25 protein-coding genes and 1 tRNA gene are annotated in these 26,289 nt (G+C 41.2%); 11 read left to right on the forward strand and 15 right to left on the reverse strand.

The features are described 5' to 3' along the window. Positions 1-29: 29 nt before the first annotated feature. The 4 genes from GP480_RS00880 to secA all read right to left on the reverse strand — a co-directional run bounded on the left by GP480_RS00880 (position 30) and on the right by secA (position 5,022). Positions 30-1,043 carry an NAD(P)H-dependent glycerol-3-phosphate dehydrogenase gene (locus GP480_RS00880; protein ID WP_237111369.1) on the reverse strand — a complete coding sequence of 338 codons (1,014 nt, stop codon included), beginning with the start codon at positions 1,041-1,043 and terminating at the stop codon, positions 30-32. Between the two features lie 38 nt (positions 1,044-1,081). After that, positions 1,082-1,792, reverse strand: coding sequence for a RadC family protein (gene radC / locus GP480_RS00885; RefSeq protein WP_160095016.1), 711 nt, complete (start codon positions 1,790-1,792; stop codon positions 1,082-1,084). 102 nt (positions 1,793-1,894) lie between these two features. Then, a complete protein-coding gene (locus GP480_RS00890) occupies positions 1,895-2,329 on the reverse strand; it encodes a helix-turn-helix domain-containing protein (RefSeq protein ID WP_160095018.1) in 435 nt (144 codons plus the stop codon). A 278-nt stretch (positions 2,330-2,607) separates the two neighbouring features. Then, positions 2,608-5,022 (reverse strand): preprotein translocase subunit SecA, encoded by a 2,415-nt coding sequence (gene secA / locus GP480_RS00895; RefSeq protein ID WP_160095020.1) that lies wholly within the window; start codon positions 5,020-5,022, stop codon positions 2,608-2,610. A 481-nt stretch (positions 5,023-5,503) separates the two neighbouring features. Here secA and GP480_RS00900 point away from each other — a divergent pair, with 481 nt between their 5' ends. Then, positions 5,504-6,295 carry a response regulator transcription factor gene (locus tag GP480_RS00900; protein ID WP_160095022.1) on the forward strand — a complete coding sequence of 264 codons (792 nt, stop codon included), beginning with the start codon at positions 5,504-5,506 and terminating at the stop codon, positions 6,293-6,295. 95 nt (positions 6,296-6,390) lie between these two features. Here the strand turns inward: GP480_RS00900 and purE are convergent, their stop codons facing one another. The 3 genes from purE to GP480_RS00915 form a co-directional block, all read right to left on the reverse strand. Then, positions 6,391-6,870: a 5-(carboxyamino)imidazole ribonucleotide mutase gene (gene purE, locus GP480_RS00905; RefSeq protein ID WP_160095024.1), complete on the reverse strand. Its 480-nt coding sequence runs from the start codon at positions 6,868-6,870 to the stop codon at positions 6,391-6,393. A gap of 179 nt (positions 6,871-7,049) precedes the next feature. Next, a complete protein-coding gene (tsaD, locus tag GP480_RS00910; protein WP_160095026.1) occupies positions 7,050-8,039 on the reverse strand; it encodes a tRNA (adenosine(37)-N6)-threonylcarbamoyltransferase complex transferase subunit TsaD in 990 nt (329 codons plus the stop codon). Continuing rightward, positions 8,036-9,046, reverse strand: a complete 1,011-nt coding sequence (locus tag GP480_RS00915; protein WP_160095028.1) for a TAXI family TRAP transporter solute-binding subunit — start codon at positions 9,044-9,046, stop codon at positions 8,036-8,038. The genes tsaD and GP480_RS00915 overlap by 4 nt, the downstream gene beginning before the upstream one ends. Positions 9,047-9,322: 276 nt before the next feature. Between GP480_RS00915 and GP480_RS00920 the strand changes: the two genes are divergently transcribed. The 3 genes from GP480_RS00920 (at position 9,323) to GP480_RS00930 (ending at position 12,143) form a co-directional block, all read left to right on the forward strand. After that, on the forward strand, positions 9,323-10,294 hold the full coding sequence (locus GP480_RS00920; protein WP_160095030.1) for a polyprenyl synthetase family protein: 972 nt from the start codon (positions 9,323-9,325) through the stop codon (positions 10,292-10,294). A gap of 161 nt (positions 10,295-10,455) precedes the next feature. Then, entirely contained in the window at positions 10,456-11,391 is a 936-nt protein-coding gene (locus GP480_RS00925) for a sulfite exporter TauE/SafE family protein (RefSeq protein ID WP_160095032.1), read from the forward strand. 2 nt (positions 11,392-11,393) lie between these two features. Further along, a complete protein-coding gene (locus GP480_RS00930; RefSeq protein ID WP_237111370.1) occupies positions 11,394-12,143 on the forward strand; it encodes a TIGR02186 family protein in 750 nt (249 codons plus the stop codon). A gap of 91 nt (positions 12,144-12,234) precedes the next feature. On the opposite strand, the gene GP480_RS00935 is transcribed toward GP480_RS00930, so the two are convergent. From GP480_RS00935 to sucC, 8 genes are all read right to left on the reverse strand, one after another. Then, positions 12,235-13,752, reverse strand: coding sequence for a hypothetical protein (locus GP480_RS00935; protein WP_160095036.1), 1,518 nt, complete (start codon positions 13,750-13,752; stop codon positions 12,235-12,237). A 418-nt stretch (positions 13,753-14,170) separates the two neighbouring features. After that, complete coding sequence (locus GP480_RS00940) at positions 14,171-15,586, reverse strand: Mur ligase family protein (protein ID WP_160095038.1); 1,416 nt, start codon at positions 15,584-15,586, stop codon at positions 14,171-14,173. 92 nt (positions 15,587-15,678) lie between these two features. Then, complete coding sequence (gene nth / locus GP480_RS00945) at positions 15,679-16,326, reverse strand: endonuclease III (protein WP_160095040.1); 648 nt, start codon at positions 16,324-16,326, stop codon at positions 15,679-15,681. 78 nt (positions 16,327-16,404) lie between these two features. Beyond that, positions 16,405-17,142, reverse strand: coding sequence for a CDP-alcohol phosphatidyltransferase family protein (locus tag GP480_RS00950; protein WP_160095042.1), 738 nt, complete (start codon positions 17,140-17,142; stop codon positions 16,405-16,407). 6 nt (positions 17,143-17,148) lie between these two features. Continuing rightward, positions 17,149-17,826: a phosphatidylserine decarboxylase gene (locus GP480_RS00955; protein ID WP_160095044.1), complete on the reverse strand. Its 678-nt coding sequence runs from the start codon at positions 17,824-17,826 to the stop codon at positions 17,149-17,151. Between the two features lie 67 nt (positions 17,827-17,893). Beyond that, positions 17,894-18,325 carry an rRNA maturation RNase YbeY gene (gene ybeY / locus GP480_RS00960; protein WP_160095046.1) on the reverse strand — a complete coding sequence of 144 codons (432 nt, stop codon included), beginning with the start codon at positions 18,323-18,325 and terminating at the stop codon, positions 17,894-17,896. A 197-nt stretch (positions 18,326-18,522) separates the two neighbouring features. Then, the gene (sucD, locus tag GP480_RS00965) at positions 18,523-19,395 is read right to left on the reverse strand and encodes a succinate--CoA ligase subunit alpha (protein WP_160095048.1); all 873 of its coding nucleotides are present in this window, start codon (positions 19,393-19,395) and stop codon (positions 18,523-18,525) included. Then, positions 19,395-20,573 carry an ADP-forming succinate--CoA ligase subunit beta gene (sucC, locus tag GP480_RS00970; RefSeq protein ID WP_160095050.1) on the reverse strand — a complete coding sequence of 393 codons (1,179 nt, stop codon included), beginning with the start codon at positions 20,571-20,573 and terminating at the stop codon, positions 19,395-19,397. Before sucC ends, sucD begins: the two co-directional genes overlap by 1 nt. Before the next feature lie 234 nt (positions 20,574-20,807). On the opposite strand from sucC, the gene GP480_RS00975 reads away from it, so the two are divergent. The 7 genes from GP480_RS00975 (at position 20,808) to GP480_RS01005 (ending at position 26,076) form a co-directional block, all read left to right on the forward strand. Continuing rightward, a tRNA-Met gene (locus GP480_RS00975) sits at positions 20,808-20,881 on the forward strand. Between the two features lie 11 nt (positions 20,882-20,892). After that, complete coding sequence (gene thiL / locus GP480_RS00980; protein WP_237111371.1) at positions 20,893-21,798, forward strand: thiamine-phosphate kinase; 906 nt, start codon at positions 20,893-20,895, stop codon at positions 21,796-21,798. Between the two features lie 179 nt (positions 21,799-21,977). Then, positions 21,978-22,703, forward strand: a complete 726-nt coding sequence (tpiA, locus tag GP480_RS00985; RefSeq protein WP_160095054.1) for a triose-phosphate isomerase — start codon at positions 21,978-21,980, stop codon at positions 22,701-22,703. A gap of 89 nt (positions 22,704-22,792) precedes the next feature. Further along, positions 22,793-23,626 (forward strand): oxygen-dependent tRNA uridine(34) hydroxylase TrhO, encoded by an 834-nt coding sequence (trhO, locus tag GP480_RS00990; RefSeq protein ID WP_160095056.1) that lies wholly within the window; start codon positions 22,793-22,795, stop codon positions 23,624-23,626. A gap of 164 nt (positions 23,627-23,790) precedes the next feature. Next, positions 23,791-25,251 (forward strand): Asp-tRNA(Asn)/Glu-tRNA(Gln) amidotransferase subunit GatA, encoded by a 1,461-nt coding sequence (gatA, locus tag GP480_RS00995; RefSeq protein ID WP_160095058.1) that lies wholly within the window; start codon positions 23,791-23,793, stop codon positions 25,249-25,251. Between the two features lie 81 nt (positions 25,252-25,332). Next, a complete protein-coding gene (rpmG, locus tag GP480_RS01000) occupies positions 25,333-25,512 on the forward strand; it encodes a 50S ribosomal protein L33 (RefSeq protein ID WP_160096078.1) in 180 nt (59 codons plus the stop codon). A 15-nt stretch (positions 25,513-25,527) separates the two neighbouring features. After that, positions 25,528-26,076 carry a cytochrome c oxidase assembly protein gene (locus GP480_RS01005; RefSeq protein ID WP_160095060.1) on the forward strand — a complete coding sequence of 183 codons (549 nt, stop codon included), beginning with the start codon at positions 25,528-25,530 and terminating at the stop codon, positions 26,074-26,076. Positions 26,077-26,289: the final 213 nt, after the last annotated feature.

Below are 26,289 nucleotides of genomic sequence, written 5' to 3' on the forward strand. Positions count from 1 at the left end.
TTATTCTAGAACACCTATCCCATCAAACTTTAAGGATTTTTCATGCGACCTAATAGGCTCATAAAAGCCGAGTTGAGCTCTTGTTTGATATCTTGTTCAAAAGAGTTCATGCCGTGTAGATTCAATCGAGTTATAGTGTATAACATTTTCGTTAGCACGCAGTTTATGTTATGTACACGAGCTAATTCGTATAATGATTCTAGTGTTGATTTTCCTTCAACTAGTACGTTGTCATTGTAGTTATCGATAAGCCTGTAACCATATCTAAAATTGCGCGATTTATCTGAAAAGCATGTGAGAACGAGATCCCCGATTCCACAAAATTCCATTATGGTGGCTGGATCCCCACCCTTTATTGTTATAAAAGAGCGAGCTTCTTCCAATGCTAGGCTCATAAGTGCTGACAGAGTATTCGAACCTGCACCTATGCGAACCAATACACCACAAATTATTGCTATTACGTTCTTGAAAGATCCAAGTATTTGAGTGCCGTTAATGTCAGCGATATACTTTGTGAAGAATGTTTCCGTTGAGAGTGCACTTGCTATCTTGTGATAAATGGCTTTGTTGCTTCCAGCCAAGTTGCTAAAGGAAGGTTTCTTGGCAAGTATCTCATGTGCAAAATTTGGTCCAGAAAGAACGAAGACATCATTTTTAGGGAGTTCTTCATGAACGACCTCACTCATTAAAAGTAAAGATCCTCTTTCGATTCCCTTATTACACAGTATAATTTGAGCACTTTCTGCGATATTTTCCCTGACTTTTTGGAGGAGTTCTCGCATACTCTGTGATGGAACAGCTATGAAGATCAACTCTGCGTCTTTCAAGACATTCAAATTGCTTGTAGCAGAAATGTTTCTGTTGAGTGGAAAAGCAGATAGATATTTAGTGTTAACATGCCTCTCGTTTATACTATCGATAACTCCCGTGTTCCTGCAGAGAATTGTCACATGTTGGGTGTTGAATGCAAGAAGGTTCGCGATTGCAGTTCCCCATGCCCCTCCACCAATAACGACTGAGTCCATGAGCCCCCCATACTTCATTGTCGATAGAATGGTACATCAAAGCTACCTATCTGTCATCACAGAAGCCCGTTAACGACAAAGCTGAAATGATCATGTGGTGTTACGATAAAGTGATCTACAAGCTGTACGTCCACTTTCTGACAGATCTTCTTCAACTTCCCAGTTATGAGTAAGTCCTCCTGAGAGGGTAGGGGATTGCCGCTGGGATGATTATGTGCGATGACAATTGCACTTGCACCGCAGGTTAGACATTTTTTAATAATTTCTCTCATACAAAGCGGTGTATGGTCGGTAGCTCCAAGTTCCTGCACATACTCTCTGATCAGGGTGTACTTCTTATTAAGAAAAAGGACGCGTATTGTCTCGACTGGGTTATTCCCGATACTTAAACGTAAGTAGTCTACAACCGATTTCCACGATTTTAAGGTGGTTCTGGAGGTTAGGTCCTTTCTGAGAATTGCTTTCATACTTTCGCGCACGGTTTTGATGAGTGCAACAACAGCGTCATTGACGCCTTTCACACTTTTCAAGTCGTCATGATCAGCAGCGAAAAGTTTCTTAAAATCTCCAAACTCTTTTAGCAGAGATTTGGCCAGAGGCTTAACATCAATCCTTGGATGAGTTGCAAAGAGCAAATACTCTAGCAACTCCAACTCCGACACAGTACCACCTGCACTTTGTATTATGCGCTGGCGAAGCCTGAGCCTATGCCCTTTATGCAACGACCCAGGTATAACTTCCACACCCTTTTGTCCCAACTTTTTCATAGTCAGCTCGACACCCCATTTATCGCGAACCGCTAGAATCAGATAAACAGAAAATCAAATCCTACTGAACTAGAGCATTCTGCAGTGGCTTTGCATCCTGTGCTATTTATTTTTTTCTTCTCCATAAGCCTGAGACATGGTTTTTACCAATGAGAGAACTTTACTTCTTACTGAATCTTCCGTAATAGCCTTGAATGCACGAACCAAAACCAGAAGCTCTTTGTTATACTCATTCTCATGCTCAAACTCTATGCTATTTTCAGAATCATATAACGTATCGCCCTCGTGTTCCTTGTTTAGCGAAGCAAAAAAATAGGAGGGCGAAACTTTACAAAACTTACATATGTCAAGCAGCCTGCTTACACAAAGGCGGTTCGCACCGCATTCGTACTTCTGAAGCTGCTGGAAGGTTACACCAATTTCCTTGGCTATGGCAGCCTGGCTATAACCTTTAAGGGTCCTAAGCCTACGAATCTGCTTTCCAATCATCACGTCAGTTTCCGCACGTTTCTTAAAATTCTCAGAGATTTTAGGCATATAAAAACACTGTACCGTGAATAAACGCAAAGTATTATGCTAACTCCTAACCGGTAGATAAACAACAACAATCATATTGGCATTGTTAACAATGCCAATATGATAAATCCTATTTTCTCTACAAAAAGCCAAGACAAGCCGATCGCTCATAGTAGGAAACACTACGCGTAGGATTATACCAATAGAACCATCAATGAGTCAAGATAATCTGCTTAAATGTACGATACTTCCTAATGTAAAGTAGAAAAATTTAAAGAAAAGGTTCATTTAAAGAGATGCTAAATGACTTTCATGTGCATTCGTTCAACAAGTTTTACTCGGACGAAAGACGCTATAATATTTTCATGCCACCGGTCTGAGAGCCTCTGGAAAGCGTGGAACGCCTCATGTTTAAATTCGATAAGTGGATTTTTCTGTGCGACGGCCTTGAGGTTTATGCTTAATCTAAGATTCTCTAGAAACTGCAAATGCTCTTTCCATAGTTGGTCTAGTATCGCTATCATTATGCGCTTTTTTATTTCCAAAAGAAGTTCCACGTTCGCACGTTCCTTTTCTGCAATGATATTTTTTGTTTTTGAGTCTATGAAGCCTTCAATATCTTCGGTTTTATGTAGTTCTTTAAAGTCCTCGTTGTATATTGATTGCATACTGTGGACCAGAGTTGGAATATCATAAAAACTCTTAGATCGCGCATTTTCAAGAGTTTTAGCGTTTACATCTGACACTATTGGTAACAGATCTATATCATTGCTTTCCATGATATTGTTTCGGTGGCTGAAGACGACTTTCCTTTGTTCATTTATCACGTCATCGAACTTAATAAGGTTTTTTCTGATCTCATAATTACGGCTCTCTACTTTCTTTTGTGCCTTTTCGAGTGAACGTGTTATGTACGAATGTTTTATGGCGCCATTATTGGAAAGCTGCTTTTTTAGCATGTTACGTATTCCCGGTGTACCGAACACACGCAATAGATCATCGTCGAGTGAGAGAAAAAACTTTGATTCACCTGGATCACCTTGTCTACCTGATCTTCCTCTGAGTTGATTATCAATACGGCGGCTTTCGTGTCTTTCAGTACCAATAACGTAAAGTCCTCCAGCTTTTCGAACTATCTCTTCGTTTTTTGCATGCTCTTTTTCAGTTTCATCGTTTGCTGAAACGTTAAAATTAAAGTTGCCCCCCAACTGGATATCTGTTCCTCTTCCAGCCATATTTGTGGCTATAGTTATAGCGCCGGGTTTACCTGCTTGTGCAATAATTTCCGCTTCGAAAGCGTGCTGTTTTGCGTTCAATACGGAGTGCTTTAGCTTTGCCTTTTTCAGTTCACGTGAGAGTTCTTCAGAATTTTCTATACTCGTTGTTCCAATCAGGATGGGTTGTAGTTTCTCATGACATTCTTTTGCGAGTTTTAGAATAGCTTCGTATTTCTCCTTTTTTGAGGCGTATATTTCATCATCATGATCAATTCTGCGTACTGGCAGATGTGATGGTATTTGTACGACTCCTAGCCCGTATATTGTCGAGAATTCCTCCCTTTCTGTTGCAGCTGTTCCTGTCATGCCAGCAAGCTTGTTGTACATCCTGAAGTAGTTTTGGAATGTAATGGATGCAAGTGTTTGATTCTCATTTTGAATCTTGAGATTTTCTTTGGCTTCAAGTGCTTGATGTAGTCCCTCTGAATACCGTCTCCCATGCATCATACGGCCAGTAAACTCATCTATTAAAACTATTTGGCCATCTTTGACGATGTAATCCTTGTTTTTTTGGAAGAGATTGATTGCCTTGAGGGATTGATTCAAACAGTGTACAAGTTGCAGGTTTTGTGGTTCATAGAGCGATGAACCAGTCTCTATGAATTTTTCATCCATCAATAGTTTTTCTACGGCTTCTTGCCCTTCCTCTGTGAGAGAAACGGTTCTTGCTTTTTCATCAACTGTGTATAAAGTGCTATCGAGCTTTTCTGCAAGCTTATTTATGCTTGCGTAAAGGTATGAGGCACCATCCGTCATACCCGAGACTATAAGCGGTGTACGTGCCTCATCGATCAATATTGAGTCAACTTCATCCACGATTGCATAATGAAGGCCCCGCTGCACCATTTCTCCTTTGGAAAACTTCATGTTATCCCGAAGATAATCAAAGCCCAGCTCGTTGTTTGTGGCATAGGTGATATCTGCTTTATATGCATGTGCTCTTTCTGGATCACGCATATCTGAAGTAACACAAGAAACTTGTAATCCTAGATATCTATAGATTTGTTTCATCCACTCGGTATCTCTTCGAGCTAAGTAGTCGTTCACCGTTACTACGTGCACACCTTTTTCAGGGAGAGCGTTCAAATAAGCTGCTAGAGTTGCGACAAGCGTTTTCCCTTCGCCTGTGTGCATTTCACTTATCATTCCCCAGTGCAGCACAATTCCCCCCATGATTTGCACATCGAAATGCCGCATACCGAGGGTTCTGACGGAAGCCTCTCTGACACATGCATATGCTTCGGGCAGTATTTCATCTAGTGAAGCGCTTTGCTTGAACAGTCTTTCTTTGAATTCGTTAGTTTTGTTTCTAAGTTCGTCACTTGAGAGTTCACGAACCCTAGCCTCAAGAGCGTTGACTTGCTCCACACCACCGTTTAGCTTTCCCTTGATCTTTCGATTTCGAGAGTCAAAAATTTTGTGCACTAAATCTAGCATCTTGCCTGGAGAGCGTTACCATATACAGGTCGATATTTTATGCTCTTGTTTGAAGATTAGCAAATATGTGCCTAAATAGGATATATTCTTTGTTTTTATTCTAGAGTAATGAAGTTTGCACATGAATTTGTTTCAGTGTTGTCTTAATGCTACCAGAAAGTGATATTTTTAAGAGAATATTCTACAAAAAGTTTGTACATGTGGAAAACATTCTCAGAAGATGCTATAATCGGAATGGTGTTTTTTGGGGGTACTTGGGACATCAAAGTTTTCGAGTTCTGCGTGAAACCCAAATGTTTGAGGTTTTTGTTCGGTAAGACGTTGATCTTGATTAACATATAGTTAATCGAAAATTTACGAACTATGATGTATAAGTAACCGCACTTGGTGGTCTTTTATATTTTTATGGTGTGAGTGGTGCCTGGTTTGGGGCGTTTTTCTTGTGCCTCATTTGATTTTTTTGCCGTAGGGTGGAGTTGAGATGCGTATATTAGTAGTCGATGACGAGCAGAAGGTAACGGATTATGTGAAGAGTATTATTACCTCTGTTGGGTATGTTTGTGACACGGCTTCCTGTTGCCGTGATGCTTCAGCACTGATTAATTCCAGCAAAGGCGATTATCAGTATGATCTTATTATCCTAGACAGGGTTCTCCCCGACGGGGATGGCTTGGATATGATCTTAAATTTGCGTTGTAAGAACATAAAGACTCCCGTGATCTTTTTCTCTGCTCTCTCGTCTTATGAGAACAGGATTAAGGCTTTCGATTTTGGTGCCGATGATTTCATTGCGAAGAGTGAGCTGCATAAGGGTGAGTTTCTTGCGCGTATAAGGGCTGTTCTGAGAAGGTGCTTCAGCCATCACTTTTCGAAATTCAAGCTTGGTAACATGTTGGTGGACTTTCACATGCAGGTTTGTAAGATGCGTGGCAAAGTTGTGCAGCTGACAAACAAGGAATACTCAATGTTAGAGTTGATGTGTCTTCATGGTAGGGGAGCTATCATATCCAAGGATAAGTTTATAAGCCATCTTTATTCTAATAATGAGCCGACGGAGCAAAAAATCATTGATGTTTTTGCTTGCAAATTACGTAGCAAGCTAGCTGCGTATAACGATGGTGTGAGCTACATAGAGACAGTTTGGGGAAGAGGGTACACGTTGAATGAGAATGTTCCTCCAATAAGAAGTAGTGTGAAAAAATCTAGAGCTATTTCTGCTGATGAGCATGCTTCTGCAGCTGCTGGGCATGAGCTCCAGAAAAGTACCACCTAAGTAAGGGGTTGCATTACTGTGTGCAGGACCCAGCAAGGCTTCACTATTTTTCTCGTCCTAGAAAAAGGCGCATTCGCGTTCTTCTGCTTGGGCTCTTAAGGTCTTTCAGGTACAGCTTCTGTTTGCTTTCTGATCCAGGTTCGTAGTCTGTGTTGCAAATCTTTGTCTTGTAGGGCCAGTATTCTGCAGGCCAGGAGTGCTGCGTTTTCTGCGCCTGCTTTTCCTATAGAGAGAGTACCGACTGGTGTGCCTGCAGGCATCTGGCATATCGAAAGCAAGCTATCCAGACCGTTGAGTGTTTTACTTTCTACTGGTACTCCTAAGACTGGAATATCGCTTATGGCTGCGATCATTCCCGGTAAATGAGCTGCTCCTCCAGCGCCTGCTATTATTGTGCCAATTCCATTGTCTGCTGCGCTTTTCGAAAACTCATACAACCTTGCTGGAGTTCTGTGTGCTGATATCACGTAAGTCTCATATTGTACAATTAACTCTTCTAATATTTTCTCCGCATACTGCATAGTAGAATAGTCAGACGTACTGCCCATTACTACCGCTATCTTTTTAGAACTCATTCTCACCATCTCAACAATACATAGAATTCTAATTCATCCATGAAAGTACTCAATATGCATATACTGTTGTTCCCAAAGAAGTATCAAGAATCAAATTGGATGATCAGGTCCAGATTTCTATACACAAAGCTGTTTTTACACATTCACTCTCAGTCATGATTTTCAGGGAGGTAAAACCTTTACCAGCACAGTCTTGGTTGTGGCTCCAGAGGTAGTTCCGTACAGCCCGCTGTAATTCTCTCTATAGCCGCCCAGGCTATCATTGCTGCGTTATCTGTACATAGAACACCTTCTGGAAAGTGTAGAGATAAGTCATGATTTTTCGCAAATTCTTCTAATATTTTTCTTACGTAACGATTGGAGGCAACCCCTCCAGCTAATACGATCCTAGAATGGCCACAGATTTTCACGGCTTGTTCTAACTTACTGACCATGATTCTTGCTACGCATGCTTGGAACGATGCACAAATGTCGGCCTTATCTTGTTCTGTTATTTGGGGCAACGAAGTAATTATTTTTTTTAGGGCTGTTTTTATCCCTGATAGAGAAAAATTACAACCAGGTTGATTTATCATTGCTGCTGGTAAACGAAAACGTTCGGAGTCACCTTTGCTTGCGAACTTTTCGACAATTTTTCCTCCGGGATATGTAAACCCCAGCATAGTTGCTAGCTTGTCAAATGCTTCGCCAAATGCATCATCGAGTGTTTCCCCAAGAAGAAGATAATCACCTACCTTTTTTGCGTTGATAAGTTGAGAATGTCCTCCTGAGATCACGAGACAAACAAATGGGAAATTTATTTTCTTCGTAAGTCTTGCAGCGAGTAAGTGTCCTTCTAGGTGGTTTATTCCGAGAACAGGTTTCTTAAGCAAAAATGCAAGACCACGGGCCATCATCACTCCAACTATCAGCGATCCAACCAGTCCTGGACCAACAGTACAAGCAATAGATGTCAATTTTTCAAGATCATGTGCTTGAGCCGCCCTTCGTAGTATCTGAGGCAAAATTTTCAAATGCTCCCTGGATGCAAATTCCGGGTAGACTCCGTTATATTTGCTATGATCCTGGGTGAAAATTTCGTGAAAGTAAACCTTTCGTTCTTCAGAAACAATGGCGACTGAAGTTTCATCGCAACTTGTTTCTATGCCTAAAATTAAATGATTGTTCATTCAGGGTAAGAGTCCTCTTTAGAATCCCGGAGGAGCCCGATTTGTTTGTAAAACTGTTTCGCGCCTGAATGGATTGGTACATCCCCAGCTTCCGGAATGAGATCAACCTTTGTTATGTGCGAAAAAGCGGGATGTGTGCTTTGCAAAATGGCAAAATTCGAGAAGACACTGCTCACCAATTTATATGCTTTATCATCAGAAAAATCCTCAAGAACATAAAATCCCGACTTCACCGCAATCGTTTTTATTTCTTTTTCAGCTAATCCTGGATAAAGATCAGCAGGAATATCATAAGAGTAGTAATATGGATGATCTAGAAGTAACTTCTTTCTTGTTTCATCATCTAATGGCACGAGTTGCACATTGCAGGTCGCAGAAGCTTCCTGAAAAAGCCCACTCGGGTGACCTATAACAATTGTCATTACATCAATTTTACCATCACAAAGAGCACGCACCTGCTCAGACGAGTTCAATTCTGTTGTAAGTTTAAAGTCAGTACTTGTCCATCCCTTGGTTCTCATGATTTTTTCTATCGTTCCTCTTACACCAGTGCCGGGTGCACCGATGTTAACTATCTTATGTTTGATTTCATCAAAGCTTTTTATTCCTAGCTCTTTTCGTACAAGAACGGTAAAGGCCTCTTTATGCGTCGAAAAAAGTGAACGAAGTGAGGACATAGGTTGCATGGAGCTAAATAGTCCCGTGCCATTATACGCGTCATAAGCCCAATCTCCTTGTGCTGCCGCAACTTCTAAGTCACCATTTCTGAGTGCGTTCAAATTGTACATAGTACCGGGCGTAGACTGGACCGAACAAGATATATCGAGTGTGTTGTCATTTATCGAGTGTTTCTTAATAAACCTGCATATCGCATTGCCAGTTGCATAATACACTCCAGAGATAGAACCCGTACCCACTCGCATGAAGTAGCGTTCCTCACCAACTGCATGGCTCAAGAGCAGCGATAGAAAGAAGAGCATCGCCAGATTGGAGCGAAAATTTAACATCTAAAACCTCTACAGCCTTCTCGGTTCAATTATATTTGACAACAATAACGAATACAAATGGACTCGAGTACAAGGAAGTCATTCAGTACTTTTTCCTTTAGTTCTGTGGCACCAATAGCGTCCTAGTAACGTATTTTCCAAAATGATGATTGCTTGATTTTTACCAACTGGTTTTGCTATTGCCATGCATGTGGTTTATTCTTTGTTTGCTGTTCGAGATCGGCAGTTCCTATTTTCATTTGGTCTCTGCCTTTCTGGTAGCATATCATAATCTCTATGAATGTGACCGCTTACGATTTTTTGAACGCATTTTTTTCCGAAAAACTGCGCTCTGTAGAAGAGATGTTATATAACTCTATGGCCACTCTTACGAAACTTAGGAGCATAGAGGATGCTAAGAAAATGCTTTCCAGTGGTAAAAGGATACGTGCTTTATTATCCCTGCTTTCTTTTGCTCTTTGTGAAAATTTCGATACCGACGTAGAGATTCGTGCTGCTGCAACAATTGAATTAATTCATAATGCTACACTCATGCATGATGATGTTATAGATGAAAACTATATTCGTCGTGGCAAGCCTAATATAAAAAGTATCTATGGAAATAGAATAAGCGTTCTCACAGGTGACTTTCTTCTAAGTGTAGCGTTTGAGATTATTTTAGAATGTAAGAATCTCAGTGTGGTGTTGTTACTTTCGAAAACGGCAAAGCAGCTTTCTGAAGGTGAAATACTACAGCTTCAGAGTATTGGTGAGATTGTTAGTGAATCTGAGTATTTGGAGGTTATTGCAAGAAAGACGGCTGTTTTGTTTTCTGCTGCTGCAGAAATTGCGGCAATACTGACTGATAAACATGAGTATATTGTTGTCCTTAGGGAAATAGGATTTCTAATAGGTATGGCATTTCAAATTGTTGATGATGTTCTTGACTATGGAGAGTCAAAGGAAGTTGGCAAGAATGTTGGCAACGATTTTCGAGAGTGTAAATTTACCTTGCCATGCGTCATTGCATACAGAGATGCAAAATCCGAGGCTGCGAAGAAATTTTGGCGTGAGGTATTTTTTACAGAGAAAAAAGACATACAAGAAGCACGGTTTTTTATGTATGAGGTGGATGCTCTGGCGAAAGCGATGAAGGTTGCACGCGACTACCTCAGTAAGGCAGAAGAAAAACTCTCGATATTTGAAAACAGTGCAAGTTTATTCACAATGAAGACTTTTCTTAGGTACGCTGTCGAAAGGCCATATTAAATTGATTAGAATTTGTGTAATACTGACCCTGATGTTGGAACATGCCTGCTATAGAAGGTTCTGCGATAAACAATCCGTTCGGCGTAACTGTTGTTGGATTTTCTCTTTTAGGAGATATTAAAGTCTCGTGCTAGGTGATCGTATTTGTCAATTTTTTTGTTATGGCCCAGATTTATTTTCCAATAGCTGAAGCTGCAATATCTTTATATGTGGTAATTGGTTTAGGTCTGATTTCAGGAATTATGGCCGGACTTTTTGGTATTGGCGGAAATATTATTATTATTCCTACCTTGATTTTTATGGGTGTTGCGCCAGCGGTAGCAGTCTCTAGTGCTGTAAATCAGACAATTGCGTCTGGGTTTGCTAGCTTCTTGAACCAATTAAAACAGGGAAATGCAGACTTATCTATAGCCCTTTCTCTTTCCCTTAGTGGGCTATTTGGGATAACATTGGGGTCATTATTGTTAATGTATCTACGCGATAAAGGAAATGTAGATATTGCAATCTTTCTTGTGTATGTTCTCATGCTTAGTAGTACGGGATGCATCATGGCATTTGATAGCATTCGTAAATTACTGTTTTTATTGCGCAATAAAACAGGACTTAGTGAACATACAGAAAAGTCTCATAAAGGTAACTTCGTAAAATTTGTGAATAAGCTCCCTTTTCGCCGCTACTTTCATAGTGCAAAGGGTGACATAAGTCTGGTTGCTCTTTTTCTTTTTGGAGCGGTCGTAGGTTTGATTTTGTCTATATCGGGTATTGGTGGGGGATATATTCTTGTTCCCGTACTCATGTATGTTTTTAATCTTCCTGTGCGCATCGCAATAGGAACTTCGGTTGCTCAATCTGTACTCGTTTCAGTTGTCACTGTTTTTTTTCATGCAATTACCTTAGGTACAGTTGATATGCTTTTGGGGTTCTTATTGAGTATTGGCGCGATTTGTGGAGTGACTTTTGGAGCAAAATTAAACCTAATTTTGCACCCAGTGCTAATTAGATTATTGCTTGCCTTCGTGATGTTTTCTGGTGTACTTAGGTTGCTGTTTACATTACTTGTGACACCTGAAAATCCATATTCTTTTTCTGCTATTTGATAGTGACAATAAAAAGATTTTTTGTTTTTGCTGTATTTTGTCTACTGCCGTGTAAGGTAAGTGGTTTTTCTGTTATAGCCGATCTTTCGCCCAACAGGGTTGAAATACATTCCAAGTTTACTGGGAAAAAAATATTAGTTTTTGGGGCAATTATGGAAAAGGCAGACAATATTATAGTTATCGTTCATGGCCCCAAAAAAGATATTGCCGTACACAAAAAGATCAGAATTTTTGGTTTGTGGACAAATGGAGCTAAGGTCGAGATAAAGATGGTGCCTCTGTTCTTTTCTTTTTCCTCTTCAAATCAGAGATACGATGAAGTTGACAGGGTATTTCATGGAGAATTTACGCCATTTTCACATCTCTTGAGCTCCAGTAGAGAAATGAGTGCATTTGCTGAGAGTAGGGTAGGTGAGTCTCTGTATCAATTCGATAATAAGATTGAGTTAATCAATGAACGTCTCTTTCGTGGAAATATCTTTCTCCCAAGTAATGTACCAAAAGGACAGTATGTTGTCGAAGTTCTGGCACTAAAGGAAAACAGAATTATTGGGATCGAAGTAATGCCACTCCTGATAGTAAAAACAGGCTTGGATGGACGTATTTTTGAATTAAGTCACTCACGCCCACTATTTTATGCATTGACTGCAGTTATCGGTGCGCTGGTTATAGGTTGGGCTGGATTCATCTTGCCACGGACAGCAAGAACCTTACTTAAAAGTAAAGGAGAAGGGTCAAAACTGCCCTCATAAAAACCTGGAGAAGCAAAACAGCAAAGAACGGAAAGCAAGGCCCGCAAACGTTATCTTCGCGGACCTTGAATCACACCATGAAAAGACTAAATTAGTATGACACCTTCACACCAGAAGTTAGAACAAAACCTTTGTTGTTGTCTTCAGCTTTAATTCCAGCTTCCTGAGCAATGAAGCACTTAGTATTGACGTAAGGTGTGAGCTCATACGTGCTTCCAGTGATGCGATAATGCGTACCAAGAGAAACAACTCGGAGCGTATTCACACCAACACTTTTAACGAAGGTGTTATAACTCTCCATATAGTTAAGGCTAAATGCCACAGGGCCTTCTTCATATGCGGCACCAAAAGTCATGTAAGAATTGTCTCCATCTGTCGTTTTAGTTTGTCCGCTATCGTCAAAAGCCTTGCTCAAGTCAAGCTGCATATCTTTCTTTTTTTCAACGCCAGAAAGATACGTGCTACCCCATGAACCAGCAAGCTTTATAGTGTTAATCTGAGCAACTGCACCGACCTCAAAGCGTCTGAGTGGGTGATGAACATCACCGGTCGGAGCGCTAAGACCAGCCTGACCACTAAAAGAGATACCATACTTCAGATTTCCTTTTTGCCCAGCATAGGCAGCACCTAAATCAACGATATCATGGTAAGTACCATCTGCAGTGGAGTTTGTATAACCCAACGCCATCCGCAAATTGCCCAGCCCAGTAGTAATAAAGTTAGCCCTTAGAGGGTTATTATATTGGGTATAGTAATTTGTGTGTACCAAGAAAGGGTGTTGTGCATCCTTGTGGCGGCCACATGTTGTAGTGCTTCCATTCGTGGTACGTGTGGCATTTATAGGGCGTCCCTCTAGGTTAGCAAGTGTCGTCCAATTTAGATCCTCAAAACCACCACCAACGGCAGCGACTGAAGATGCATCGATTCTGAGTGGTTTCACAGCGCTTTCACTGACGCGACCCATTTCGAACCTTCCGTAACCAGTTTCAAAGAAAACGTACGCATTGTCAGCAGAAATCGCATCCTTTTTACTGAATTCTGCTTCTAGGAAACCACCATAAGCGAAATTGCTCAGTGTACGCCTAGCCTCTATTGAAAGCTTGTGTTTGTTAAACAAATCGGTGTTACGTGTGTAGTTGCCTAGAATACCACCATCGGACAGCGCCTTCACATTGTTCGTACTGTTAGCAGTCCCGTTATAAGACGCCTCAATATCTTTACCATTTGTATCTACAAGGACATCAATCTTTGGAAGACCTTTTGCTAATTCAAAGAAATCCTTATTTCTTCCGTAACCAAATGAGAAATCATTACTACCCTTTACCTTGAACACGAAATTCACTGCATCGCAGTTCTCGGTTCCACTTGGGCTAGACGAACCATTACAATTACATCCCGGGGAGCCCATTCCCCCAGCTGGACAATGGTCCGCAAACTTACTTAATCGAGCCTTGACCTGATTAGGGCCTGTTTTATTGCAGACACACATTCTATTTGATGTCGTTTTTTCAACAGCTGGAACCGTATCCCCTGTCAAAGGCACCTCGGACGCGCCTGCGACGTTGGCTAGCGCCACCGTCAAAAGTAATATCTTGCTAAGTTTATACATAAGCTTCTAGTAAAAAATAACATAAAAACGTTTCCATCCAGGTCATGCCTCTACGAGCGTAATAAATAGCGAACCCTTCTCTCCGAATGTTACATGGATAATACGTTTTCGTAAACAGAGAAACTGCAATACTTCCTGAAGATACAGCTTAATTCTCAAAAAGTCCAGCACCAAGTACCGAGCATTTCAGCTATTAAGGGGTTTCGTTGAGACAAAACACCCGATCAGATACAGAAAGACTCGAGTCTCTCTGATAGGCATAATGCGATAGAATAACCAAGGAATACGCCCTTGTTATCACACTTTGTGCGCGAGACAAAAAAGAACGAACGAAGCCGCTGATCAAAATGTAGCCATCGAAGTCTCCAGCATATACAGATGGTATGCCCACGCATAAATGATGAGCTTTGTGGAAAGCCTATTGAGAAGTAACTACTGCTTTTAGCATTGCATCTGCATTGTTGATAATACGACTTTTGTCTGTTGGTGATCTCACACCTTGTATCACAATGATCTCGGACGGTTTGCAGTTATTTATTGCGTATTCCATAGCCTTTCTTCTATCCTCAATTTCAATTGCTTTTGGGCAGCAAAACATAAGTTCGCGCCGAGTTCTTTCGCTTAATGTACTGCCATTGCTATCGCCAGTAAAAATTATCCTGTTTACCATTTTTGCTGCGACTTTGGCCATCTTTAGTGTATTCTTTCCTTCACAATCCTCGCTGCATCTGAGCACAAGGGTGATATCGTTATATGGAAAGTGCCACTTCATAGAGAGTAGAAGGTCCTGCAGTTCACTCGGAGTCTCTGCGCAATCTGTCATAATTTTGCGGTCCTCTCCGCAGCATTCTAGGAATTCCATATACCCAGCTAATGGGCTAATTTGTTCATGTTCAATCCTGGATGGATCTATTCCGCATGAGATAGCTAATCCTATTGCCGTTACAAGATTACTTCCTTGGAATTTGCCAAGTATATTTGTACGAACAACTACTTCTTTCCCAAGGACTTTCATCGTCAGTATTTGCCCTTTTTGTGTTGGCAATTGAGAGATCAATTGTATATCGCTTGCTGCTCTTCCATATGTACAAACCTTTTTATTCGGGCAGCATTGCATTATCCTTGTTGTGTACTCACTGGCGAATGGTAGTACCATAGTACCATCATCAGGTAATATCTCTGAGAGAAGCCTTGCCTTCATCTGAAAGCGTTTCTCTGCATCTTCGGGTTGTGCTAAATCATCGCGTATCAGATTACTGAAAGCAGCCGCCTTTAAATTGACGCTATCTATCATCCTGTTTTCGATTGCCGCACCTGAAACTGCTAAGCAACAATATTCGATCTTTTTATCTGCTAGATCGTCCAGAATGCTATGCATGTTCGCCGCGTCTGATATCATACGATCTTTCCCTTGCCATAGCTCAAGAGTTTCCACTGGTTCATTCGAGACAGTTAAAGTTACGGCCTTTTTTCCGGCTAGTGTACATACCTGAGAGAAAAAATGCCCAACACTTCTTCCTCCACTTGTACCAGTTACTGCACATACGTAAGTTGGCTGTTTCTTCCACATGAAAGAGCATATTCGATGATATATCTGCTGTGGCTGAGTGTGTACAAAGAAATTAACTCCTTGCTTGAGGTATTCTTCTTCATATTCTTGATTTGTTAGTATGCTCTTTGCGCCGCGATTGATTGCTTCCTTGATGTGTGCGTGTTCCTTTTTTGATGGAGCATAAAATAAGAAATCTTTCCCAACTTTTTGATGATCCGAAGTAATGTTCTTGATCCTTCCCTTTGATATTTCTAGGCAAATTTGCTCGTATAGCGCAGCCATCTTATTCCTCCTCTAAATTTACTCCATCTTCTGCGATGAGTTCACCCTATCTGAAGCAGGATTCCATACAATAAATTTACCTTATTTGGCGCTTATTTTATACCCAACTTAAAGTTGCATAGGTCATTGAGAATACAGTTTTCGCATTTTGGTTTCCGTGCTTTGCAGATGTATCTTCCATGCAATACAAGCCATAGGTGTGCTTGTGGAAGAAAGGCTTGTGGAATGCGTTCAAGTAATTGTTTTTCTGTTTCTAAAACATTTCTTGCATCCACTAGTCCTATTCTATTGCTTACTCTGAAAACATGTGTATCTACAGCAATTCTTTTGTCTCCAAAGAGTGTACACAATATTACGTTAGCGGACTTCCTGCCTATTCCTGGAAGGGATTGTAGATATTGGAAATTATTAGGTATGTCAGTCTGTTTATCCGAAATCAGTTTCTTTGCTAGAGCAATGATATTTTTTGCTTTATTATTGTATAAACCAATCGTTTTTATGCAGTTCTTTAGTTCTGCAAGATCCATTTTTGCATAATGTTCTGGTTCGTATGCAAAACGAAATAGATCTTTTGTTACTTTGTTCACACTAACATCTGTGGACTGTGCGGATAGCAATACTGCTATGATAAGTGTAAATTTATTGACATATTCTAACTCGATTTTAGGCTCTGGCATTTGTCTCTGAAACCTTTCCAGGATTTCAACCACCAGTGAATAGGAAGGATATATCTTTTGCATCACAAGCTATAGAGGGTTAAAATCTGTGAAGGAAACTGTGTAAAACTTACTGCCAACTTTGTTGTTCGCTGTTTCACACTACCTTTTCGAATATGTGAAACAAGAAAGTGGCATTGAACAGATGTAACACAGAGCCAAAACAGATATCGTGAGCCACGGCTTAAGTATCAAAGCAACTGCAATGGTGACAGAGATAAACATCAGTGCAGACTCTAGGTAATGTGGAACGACAACATTTTTCAATGAGAAAGTTGGTATACTACTGACAGTGAGCATTGAGACCACTGAAAGATAACCGAGCAAAAAATAATGGTTCATTGCAAATAGCACAACAAAGCCGCAATCGTTGGAGGCGAATATTAGTATTACTGGAAGTACAGCTAAGACTCCTCCAGCTGGAGCAGGAATACCACAAAAGAAATTTTGTAGCTCACTACTTGTCCCGCTTGACATAGCAGTGGCGTTAAATCGTGCGAGACGAACCGCCATACAGACAACAAATACCATCGTGATTCCCCACCCAAAGACTCTGATGTTGTGTAACTCCCACAGGTACAACATGAATGCAGGTGCTACACCAAAACTTACCATATCAGCTAAAGAATCAAGCTCTGCGCCAAAAGTGGAACTCGAGTCAAACATTCTAGCTATACGTCCGTCTATCCCGTCCATAATAGCTGCGACTACAATCGTCCCAATAGCAAGTTCCCAGCGACCTATAAGCGAAAGCCTTATCGAAGTGAGCCCAAGACACAAACTACAGAATGTAATGAAATTAGGGAAAAACCTCGTTATTGGAACAGGACGACTCTTCACAGTCTATCAGTCGAGAAAACGCTCAGTCACAAAAGATACCGTTTCATTAAGCAATGCCACAATCGTTTCCCCAGCAACGACAGTTTGTCCTTCAGAAACAAGAAGAGGCATGCTTTTTGGTATGTATATAGTAACTCTGCTCCCAAATTTGATAATGCCAAACCGCTTTCCCGCAAAAACCTGCTGGTCTTTTTTCAAATCACAAACCACACGCCGTGCAAGGAAGCCTGTCTGTTGGACAACTACCACTTTCCTACCGTCCACCATTTCTATCAAGGTTTCCTGTCTCTCATTTGCGTCTTCAGAGCTATCATAGTCAGCACGCAAATTCTTTCCAGGCACATAATGCAGTTTTCTCACTGTGCCATCAACTGGTATGCGATTCACATGTACATTCAAGGGGCTTAAGTAAATACTCACTTTCTGCATTTCCTCGACTAGCTCACTACTTTGCGGGGGCAAAGCACTTTCGATTTTGCAGATTAATCCATCTGCTGGACTAAGAACAAAATCTTTTGATACTGCTATTGCGCGCTGCGGATCCCTGAAGAAGTAAACGACTAACGCAGTAACACAAATTCCACACAAGCCTAATGCGGGGACGAAAAAAAACGCTACCGCTGTGCAAGCTAAGGCAACACTGATAGTAAGCAAGCCTTCTTTATGAAGTGAAAATTTAGTCACGACGCGAATACAAAAATCCTTTTCCAGGTACTCTCAATTCAGTACTACATCAAAATTCATTTTGCAATTACCCGAGAAGCGCTAATTTTTCTAGAATTTCTTCTTCTTTTTTTTCCATGATCAATGTCTCCTCGTCGGAAGAATGATCATAACCTAGTACATGTAACACGCCATGGATGAACATATGCAACAAGTGGTCTTCAAATTTGATTTCATTTTCCAGGGCCTCGATGACCAGTCTGTCAAAAGAAAGTATTACCTCTCCTATGATCCCAACTCCAATTTGTTCGTTTGTATAGTTGAAGGATAAAACATTAGTTGGAGCATTTTTTCCCCTATAGTTTTTGTTCAAGGCTCTTATAAATTCGTCATCCGTTAAGACGACAGAGAATTCAGCTTTCTTGCCTTCTAGACAGCACTCAAAGGCTTTCTGTAGTAAGGTATCGATATTATTGACTTTTTTTGTCCAACGTGGATCCATAATTCGAATTTCTAGCATACCAACATAACAGATATCGCAGTTGACATAAAAATTAATAATTTTACCTAATTATACAAAAAATTCAATACATTAACGAAATCGGAAATAGCCCAAAATAGACAGAAACGTCCTAGCGAGGAATAACACGGAGTTATCCTAACGAAATAAAAGTACAGAAAAACTGCCTCAATATCTGTTGCTACTACTAAAAATTCTTATGCTATGAGATCTGCAACTGTTTTACCTATCAGAGCCGGGGTTGGCGCAATTACGACTCCAGCATCCTTCATTACACTTATCTTACTTTCTGCAGACTCATCACTACTCGAAATAATTGCCCCAGCGTGTCCCATTCTTTTTCCAGGAGGAGCAGTAACACCTGCAATAAAACCGACTGTTGGTTTTTTAGTTTGTGACGATTTCAGCAATGCACAAGCTTTTTCCTCAGCTGAACCCCCAATTTCACCGATCATGACAATCACGTCAGTTTCCGGATCATCCAAGAACATCTTCATGCAATCCACAAAACTAAGGCCTTTTACTGGATCACCACCTATGCCAATACATGTGGATTGTCCTAGGCCCATTTGTGTTGTTTGTGCGACCGCTTCATAGGTAAGTGTCCCAGAGCGAGATATAATTCCTACTTTTCCACGCTTATGTATATATCCGGGCATTATACCGATCTTGCATTCGCCAGGAGTTATGATGCCTGGGCAGTTTGGACCTATCAAAAGACTTCTAGAGTTGCTTAATGCACTCTTCACGCGCATCATGTCTTGAACGGGGATTCCCTCTGTTATGCACACGATCAGCTCTATCTCCGCATCAATTGCTTCAAGAATTGCATCCATCGCAAATGGTGCTGGAACGTATATTACGGTTGCATTTGCTCCAGTCTCCTTTTTTGCATGATACACGGTGTTAAAAACTGGTAGCCCAAGGTGCATTTGGCCTCCCTTACCGGGTGTTACGCCACCGACCATTTTTGTGCCGTACTCAATAGCCTGTTCAGAGTGGAAAGTACCATGTTGGCCTGTAAATCCTTGACAAATAACTCGTGTCTCTTTGTTAACTAAGATTGCCATTAAATTTCCTTCCTTGTCATTTTTACGATTTTTTGTGCTGCATCACCAAGTTCGGAGGCGATTACAATATTCATTCCTGAGTCCTCAATAATCTTCATTCCAGCAGAGTAGTTGGTTCCGGAAAGACGAACGACCAAAGGCATAGTGAGACCCACATCCCTGGTTGCTGCAACTATGCCCTCCGCGATAATATCGCAACGCATAATACCTCCAAAAATGTTCACTAATATACCAGCGACATGTTTGTCAGATGAAATTATTTTAAATGCATTCGTGACTTGCTCTAGGTTGGCTCCACCCCCAACATCTAGGAAATTTGCCGGACTAGCACCATAGTACTTTATGATATCCATTGTTGCCATCGCGAGTCCAGCCCCGTTCACCATACAACCTATATCGCCTTCCATTTTGATGTAGTTGAGGTTGTATTTTGATGCTTCAATTTCTTGGGGGTCCTCTTCATACAAATCCCTTAGCTCCAGTGTGTCTGGGTGACGATAAAGCGCATTATCGTCAAAGTTAATTTTTGCATCTAAAGCTACGAACTCACCCCTATTATTTGCTATCAATGGGTTTATTTCGAGTTGTGAAGCATCCCTCGTGACAAATAGAGCATACAATTTCTTCACAAGCGGCGTGAAATGCTTAATTTGAGTAAGACTGAGCCCCAGCTCAAATCCTATCTTCCTTGTGTGAAAGTCTGATATGCCAATACTTGGATCCACGAAGACTTTCTTGATTTTTTCAGGGCTCGATTTTGCAACTTCCTCTATCTCCACGCCCCCTTCTTCTGATGCAATTATGGCTACCTTTGCGCTCTCTCTATCAACCACCATGCTTAGGTAGTATTCCTTCAAAATCGACTGTCCAGCCTCAATATAGACTTTTCGTACTTTTTGCCCCGCTGGAGAAGTTTGATGAGTTACCAGGTTCATGCCAAGCATTTTTTTCGTGTTATCTATCGCCTCTTCAACAGAGCGACAAATCACGACACCACCCGCTTTACCTCTTCCCCCTGCATGTATCTGAGCCTTTACTGCAAATACCTCACCACCTAGTCGAGCTAGGCTTTTTGCGATTTCTGAGGTTTCTGTATTCTCTTGGACTAAAAACCCTGTAGGCGTGGGCACGCCATAGACCCGCAGTATTTCCTTTGCCTGGTACTCATGAATGTTCATTTGTGCACTTATCCTGAAAGATTTTTCACATAGTTGAGTACCTATTTAACACGTAAGATTTCCCCAAACAACCTAGACTGTTAACATGACGACTTTGTTTTTATCGAAACCTCGGATGTAAACAGCAGTGACATAACGTCAAGATTATTCTGGCAGATTTGGCTTAATGAGTTGTGTTAAAATTTGCGCTTGTTGTTTTTATGTCGCACAAAGCGTACAATTACGGTCTCACATGGCGATGTAGCTCAGCTGGTTAGAGCGGCGGAATCATAATCCGTAGGTCGTGGGTTCGAGTCCCACTTTCGCTATTTCCTTCTTTATGGACGAGCACCGGATTCTTTCTGAGATTATTTCTAGGATTGCAGAGCCCTTTTCTCTTCTAAACGATGCCTTTGTGCTCGACAATTTTGTTATTACGAAAGATCTGTTAGCAGAGGGTGTCCATTTCTTCCCTTTTGCGGAACCGTATAAACTTGCGAAGAAAGCTTTAAGAGTGAATTTATCTGACCTTGCCGCAATGGGTGCAGAACCAGTCGGTTATTTCCTTGGACTTGTCTTAGGTGAAAAGCATAAAAATTCGACATGGCTGAATAGGTTTGCTGATGGTCTTCTTGATGATCAGAAATGCTACAAAGTTAAACTTTTTGGGGGCGATATAGTTATTCATTCTGGGCCACTTCTAATAAGTGTTACGATGATTGGAAAAAAAGGGGAACGTATTCTCACTCGTTCCGGTGCAGAATCCGGAGATGAGCTCTGCATTAGTGGGCCAATAGGTGACTCGTATTTGGGATTGCTTTCGTATCGAGGTGAATTGCAAGAAAGTTCATACTTGCGTAATAAGTACGATTTACCGGAACCATGTCTTGATGTCAGTAGGGATATAATTTCCAGTGTGACTTCTTGTATTGATATTTCTGATGGTTTGCTAAGTGAGGCCCAACACTTAGCCAGAAATTCTTCTGTTTCTATCACGATTTTTATCGATAAGGTTCCCATTTCTGATGAGGCACGTGTCGTGCTGCCTAAAAAACCAGAAATTCGTAGAAAACTCATAACAGCGGGTGATGATTACCAGTTACTTTTTACTGTTCCCCAAAAACATTCTGTGACAAGAAGATACCCTGTGATTGGCTTTGTTTCAGAAGGTTCAGGTGAGGTGAAAGTGCTTGACCTATCTGGAAGAGAGATTTATTTTGGCAGTCCGGGCTTTGTACATCGTTAAACTGTGTAATAAGTATTTGAGCTGTAGGAAGGAAAATAATTCATGCAACTCAGGATTGGCTTCTTGAGTCATATACATTCGATATTAGTGAGTTGGCAACTTTAGGGTTTTCCGATAAAGGCTTTTTTTTATGTATTGAAATTGATATTATGGATTCCCGCATGGATATATTGGAGAGTATGGAGACGTACGTGCAACGTTTTGTGGTTGCGAACTGGAAAATGAATGGCAGCCAGCAGTTGTGTGATGTTTTTGTCAGTCGCTTTTCTGATTTTAATTTCAACCCTGAGGTTGAAATTGTAATTGCACCTCCGGCTGTCTATTTGGCTCATATGAGAAGTGCCATAATGTCTTCTGGTTTACCCTTGGCTCTCGGAGCGCAAGATTGTGCTTCAGGTGATAATGCTCCTAGCACTGGTGATATAAGTTCTAGGATGTTTAAGGAGGTTGGTGCGAGGTATGTCATTGTGGGACATTCAGAGAGGAGGGCTTTGCACTGTGAATCGAGTAAAATAGTGGGTATTAAGGCCAACGCTGGCTTGCGTGGTCGCCTTATACCGATTATTTGTGTAGGGCAGAATAACAGACCCATAAACAGAGAGACTCTGACTAAGCAGTGTAGAGATTCAATTCCAATGAATAGCCACGACTTCATAGTAGCTTATGAGCCGGTCTACGCAATAGGAACAGGTATTGTGCCTTCGAACACAGAGATTGAGGAGGCGGTCTGTTTAATTAAAGATACTGTTGGGGATGCCGTACCAGTGCTTTATGGTGGTTCTGTTTCTCCAGCTAATTGCTCAGAGATCTTTTCTGTGAAGAATCTTGGTGGAGTGCTTGTGGGTGGTGCAAGCTTAGATCCAGATAGCTTTATCAAGATCTGTGAGGTTGCACATCGGTTTTGATCCTAGGGTCTTGGTCCTTCTTTGAGTTGGATTTGAATCGGTTCTATGCTAGGCTATTCCGCGCTGGTAGATTTTTTGTCGAACTTTTTATGGAGAGGTTTACGCTCGTCACTTTCTATCATTTTGTGCAGTTGGAAAACTACGAAGACATGCGAGACGAACTCCTTTCATATTGCATTGAAAAGGGGTTAAGGGGCACAGTTTTGCTTGCCTTAGAAGGAATTAATGGCACGGTTAGTGGGCACGATGGCAATGTACGTGATTTCCTTGATTTTATTCGGAGGGATGACAGGCTCTGCAGTTTAGAATGGAAAGAGAGTTACGCTAGTTTTCAGCCGTTTCAAGAAATGAAGGTTCGCCTAAAGAAAGAAATCGTTGCGCTCAGGTATCCTGAGCTAGAAAATATGGAAATATGTGAAACTGGTGAGCACGTGGAGCCTAAAGATTGGGCTAATCTGATAACGCGTGAAGACGTGAAAACTATTGACACTCGTAATTTATATGAAACTAAGCTTGGTAGGTTTAAGCATTCTATAGACCCAGAGACGATCAATTTTGCAGATTTTCAGGAATGGGCGAAAAGATGGGTGGATGAGAATAATGTCAGTACTGAGCAGAAAATAGCAATGTATTGCACTGGTGGTGTAAGGTGTGAGAAATCCACTGCATATATGAAGAAGATTGGTTTCAAAAAGGTCTACCACCTCAAAGGTGGGATACTAAACTACCTTCTAAAAACCAAGAATAGAGATGGTGTGTGGGTTGGGGATTGTTTTGTGTTTGATGATAGAGTCGCGGTGAACGTGGATCTTGAGCCCATACAGCTTAAGTGTTTAGAATGTAACACACTTGTGAACACAGATGATTTAAAAAACGTTCCTAGGGGTAGGGTAGTATGTTCGGCTTGTGGACGGAACGGATAGTCTAGCTGAGTAAACCTTTCGAAAAGTGGTGTGCAGGATGAGGTTGATTGCCTTTAGTGAATTACTTTAAAGTTCTACTTTTTCCTTCTGGGGATTGGTTTGTTTGCAATACGTGTTCTATAGTGGTAAACGTTTTCCCGTTTTCTAAGGTGTGAGTAGTGGTAGTGAACGATCTAACTAAATTGAGTGTTGCAGAGATGCATCGTGCATTAGTGCGTAGAGAGATTTCTTCTTTAGAACTGGTTGAAGCTCATCTATCGCGGATAAGGGAGCGAAATCCTTATACCAATGCGTTAATACTTGTAACAGAGGAAGAAGCCAGACTAAGGGCAAAACTTGCAGACGAGCGTCTAAGAAAAGAGGAGAGTGTAAATGTACTTACCGGTATACCATATGTTATTAAAGACATGTATTGCACTAAGGGTGTCAGAACCACCGCTGCATCGCGTGCCTTAAGAAATTTTGTGCCGACATATGAGTCTACGGTAACAAGTAAGTTGATTGATGCTGGCGCAGTGATGCTTGGCAAAGCTAATATGGACGAATTTGCTATGGGTTCTTCCAATACCTCTAGTTACTTTGGGCCAGTTAAGAATCCGCTCAAGGGAAAGAAGGGAGTTGATCTTGTTCCTGGGGGTTCGTCTGGTGGTTCCGCTGCAGCGGTTGCAGATTATTATTCCCCATTCTCGCTCGGCAGTGATACAGGTGGCTCCGTACGGCAACCTGCCTCTTTCTGTGGTCTTATTGGTCTGAGACCGACTTACGGTCGCTGTTCGCGTTGGGGAATGATTCCACTAGCAAATTCTTTAGACCAAGCTGGCATATTCAGCAGGAACGTTGAAGACAATGCAGCAGTTTTTGAAGTGATTTCGGGCTATGATCGCAAAGATTCTACATGCGCTAAACTGGAGCCATTCAAGTATCACAAAAACCCGGATATGCGTTGCATAAGGGTTGGTATACCCAAGGAGTGTAAGGTCAGCGGTCTAAACCCACAAATAGTGAAATTGTGGGAAGGCACTGCTGACATATTGAGGCAACTTGGGGCAGAAGTAATTGATGTGTCGCTCCCATGTGTAGAGTATTCTTTGATGGTGTATTACATCATATGTTCTGCCGAAGCATCCTCTCAGTTGGCGCGCTATGATGGTATACGCTACTCTCATGATCCTTCAATTAGCGCATCTACTATTTCGGAATTGTATGAGAAATACCGTTCGGTTTCTTTTGGTAGAGAAGTGAAACGTAGGTTGTTTATGGGTACGCACGTGCTCTCTTCCTCTGGCTACTCGGATTACTACGCAGCAGCTAAAGAACTGCAAGAAGAGATTGTCAGCGAATATTCTGCGGTGTTTGAAAAAGTTGATGTGATACTCAATCCTACTGCGCCGAATGATGCATTTCCCATCGATGGGAAATTGGAACCATTGGAGATGTACATGAATGATATTTTCACTGTTCCAACAAGTGTTGCTAAGCTACCGTGTATTTCAATTCCTGTAGGCCTATCTGAAGATGATATGCCACTGGGTATGCATCTTACGGCAAATTATTTTGCTGAAGCGTTGCTCCTGAACGTTGCTCTAGCTTTGCAAAATGCTCTTTCAAAGGAAGTTGTGCAATGAGGGAATTTGGTATTCGGGTGTGCTGTCTTTCATTTTTTGCAGTCAAAAGTTATAATACCAGTCATTCAGGATACTGTGTTTATGGCAAAAGCAAAGAAAAAAGGTGCCACTCTCTTTAAGGTGGTCAGTACTGAAGGTACCGGGTTTTTTTATCTTGTGTGCCGTAATCTCAAGAATAAGCAGGAAAAGTACTCGTTTAGAAAATATGATCCTGTTGTGCGCAAGCACGTGCTTTTCAAGGAAGCCAAACTGAGTAAGTAATTCTTTTGGTTATACATGTTCGGTAGAAAGACACGACTCCTGCCGCTGCTTGTTTTGATACCGGTTTTCATGCTGTTCCTTTCGTTTGCTTCTGTTCCACTTTATAGTCTTTTCTGCAAAGCGACTGGCTATGCAGGCACCATTAAGAGGTCAGACCGCCGTTTTGACTTACCAATTGGTTCTCGCGATATAGTTGTGAGATTCAACACGGACGTAAGCAAGAATTTGCCGGTACGTTTTTTTGTCCAAGATCATCCAGTAGTGGTTAAACCAGGACAAAATGCGCTGATATTCTATGCAGTTGAAAACGTTACAGACGAGCCAATTGAGGCGATTGCAATCTACAATGTCACACCCTATAAGGCTGCTAAGTATTTCAATAAGGTTGCGTGCTTTTGTTTTGAAAAGCAGATACTCCCACCAAGGAAAAAAGTGGTAATGCCCGTATCATTTTTTATCGATCCGGAGATCGAGAAAGATCGCCAAATGGATGAAATAAAGACATTCACCTTATCATATACTTTTTTTAGGTATGCGGAATATAATGCAGGATGGCTAAAATAAATTTTATATCACCTAACGCATTTTAAGTAAAAATGTTTTCGGTTTTTCTAGAAGTGAACACAACATATTGAGCTGTGGTGAGAAAAACACGACATGTCGTATCGCAAGTCCAAGAAGCGTCTTGTTCCCCTTGTTTGCTGGGAAAGCGCTATCCTGATATAATATAGCAGTCCTTCACGTTTATACTTTTTAGGCCCTCAGTTTATCATGGGT

It is taken from the genome of Neorickettsia findlayensis (genome assembly GCF_009856525.1).
Taxonomy (GTDB): domain Bacteria; phylum Pseudomonadota; class Alphaproteobacteria; order Rickettsiales; family Anaplasmataceae; genus Neorickettsia; species Neorickettsia findlayensis.

What these genes read in the sequence shown, in the direction of transcription:
- secA (WP_160095020.1), bottom strand. Translation starts at nt 5,022, where the DNA reads ATGCTAGATTTAGTGCACAAAATTTTTGACTCTCGAAATCGAAAGATC.
- GP480_RS00925 (WP_160095032.1), top strand. Translation starts at nt 10,456, where the DNA reads ATGGCCCAGATTTATTTTCCAATAGCTGAAGCTGCAATATCTTTATAT.
- GP480_RS00935 (WP_160095036.1), bottom strand. Translation starts at nt 13,752, where the DNA reads ATGTATAAACTTAGCAAGATATTACTTTTGACGGTGGCGCTAGCCAAC.
- radC (WP_160095016.1), bottom strand. Translation starts at nt 1,792, where the DNA reads ATGAAAAAGTTGGGACAAAAGGGTGTGGAAGTTATACCTGGGTCGTTG.
- thiL (WP_237111371.1), top strand. Translation starts at nt 20,893, where the DNA reads ATGGACGAGCACCGGATTCTTTCTGAGATTATTTCTAGGATTGCAGAG.
- GP480_RS00940 (WP_160095038.1), bottom strand. Translation starts at nt 15,586, where the DNA reads ATGGCTGCGCTATACGAGCAAATTTGCCTAGAAATATCAAAGGGAAGG.
- sucD (WP_160095048.1), bottom strand. Translation starts at nt 19,395, where the DNA reads ATGGCAATCTTAGTTAACAAAGAGACACGAGTTATTTGTCAAGGATTT.
- GP480_RS00890 (WP_160095018.1), bottom strand. Translation starts at nt 2,329, where the DNA reads ATGCCTAAAATCTCTGAGAATTTTAAGAAACGTGCGGAAACTGACGTG.
- sucC (WP_160095050.1), bottom strand. Translation starts at nt 20,573, where the DNA reads ATGAACATTCATGAGTACCAGGCAAAGGAAATACTGCGGGTCTATGGC.
- nth (WP_160095040.1), bottom strand. Translation starts at nt 16,326, where the DNA reads ATGCAAAAGATATATCCTTCCTATTCACTGGTGGTTGAAATCCTGGAA.
- tsaD (WP_160095026.1), bottom strand. Translation starts at nt 8,039, where the DNA reads ATGAACAATCATTTAATTTTAGGCATAGAAACAAGTTGCGATGAAACT.
- rpmG (WP_160096078.1), top strand. Translation starts at nt 25,333, where the DNA reads ATGGCAAAAGCAAAGAAAAAAGGTGCCACTCTCTTTAAGGTGGTCAGT.
- purE (WP_160095024.1), bottom strand. Translation starts at nt 6,870, where the DNA reads ATGAGTTCTAAAAAGATAGCGGTAGTAATGGGCAGTACGTCTGACTAT.
- GP480_RS00900 (WP_160095022.1), top strand. Translation starts at nt 5,504, where the DNA reads ATGCGTATATTAGTAGTCGATGACGAGCAGAAGGTAACGGATTATGTG.
- trhO (WP_160095056.1), top strand. Translation starts at nt 22,793, where the DNA reads ATGGAGAGGTTTACGCTCGTCACTTTCTATCATTTTGTGCAGTTGGAA.
- GP480_RS00920 (WP_160095030.1), top strand. Translation starts at nt 9,323, where the DNA reads ATGAATGTGACCGCTTACGATTTTTTGAACGCATTTTTTTCCGAAAAA.
- GP480_RS00915 (WP_160095028.1), bottom strand. Translation starts at nt 9,046, where the DNA reads ATGTTAAATTTTCGCTCCAATCTGGCGATGCTCTTCTTTCTATCGCTG.
- GP480_RS01005 (WP_160095060.1), top strand. Translation starts at nt 25,528, where the DNA reads ATGTTCGGTAGAAAGACACGACTCCTGCCGCTGCTTGTTTTGATACCG.
- ybeY (WP_160095046.1), bottom strand. Translation starts at nt 18,325, where the DNA reads ATGCTAGAAATTCGAATTATGGATCCACGTTGGACAAAAAAAGTCAAT.
- tpiA (WP_160095054.1), top strand. Translation starts at nt 21,978, where the DNA reads ATGGAGACGTACGTGCAACGTTTTGTGGTTGCGAACTGGAAAATGAAT.
- GP480_RS00880 (WP_237111369.1), bottom strand. Translation starts at nt 1,043, where the DNA reads ATGAAGTATGGGGGGCTCATGGACTCAGTCGTTATTGGTGGAGGGGCA.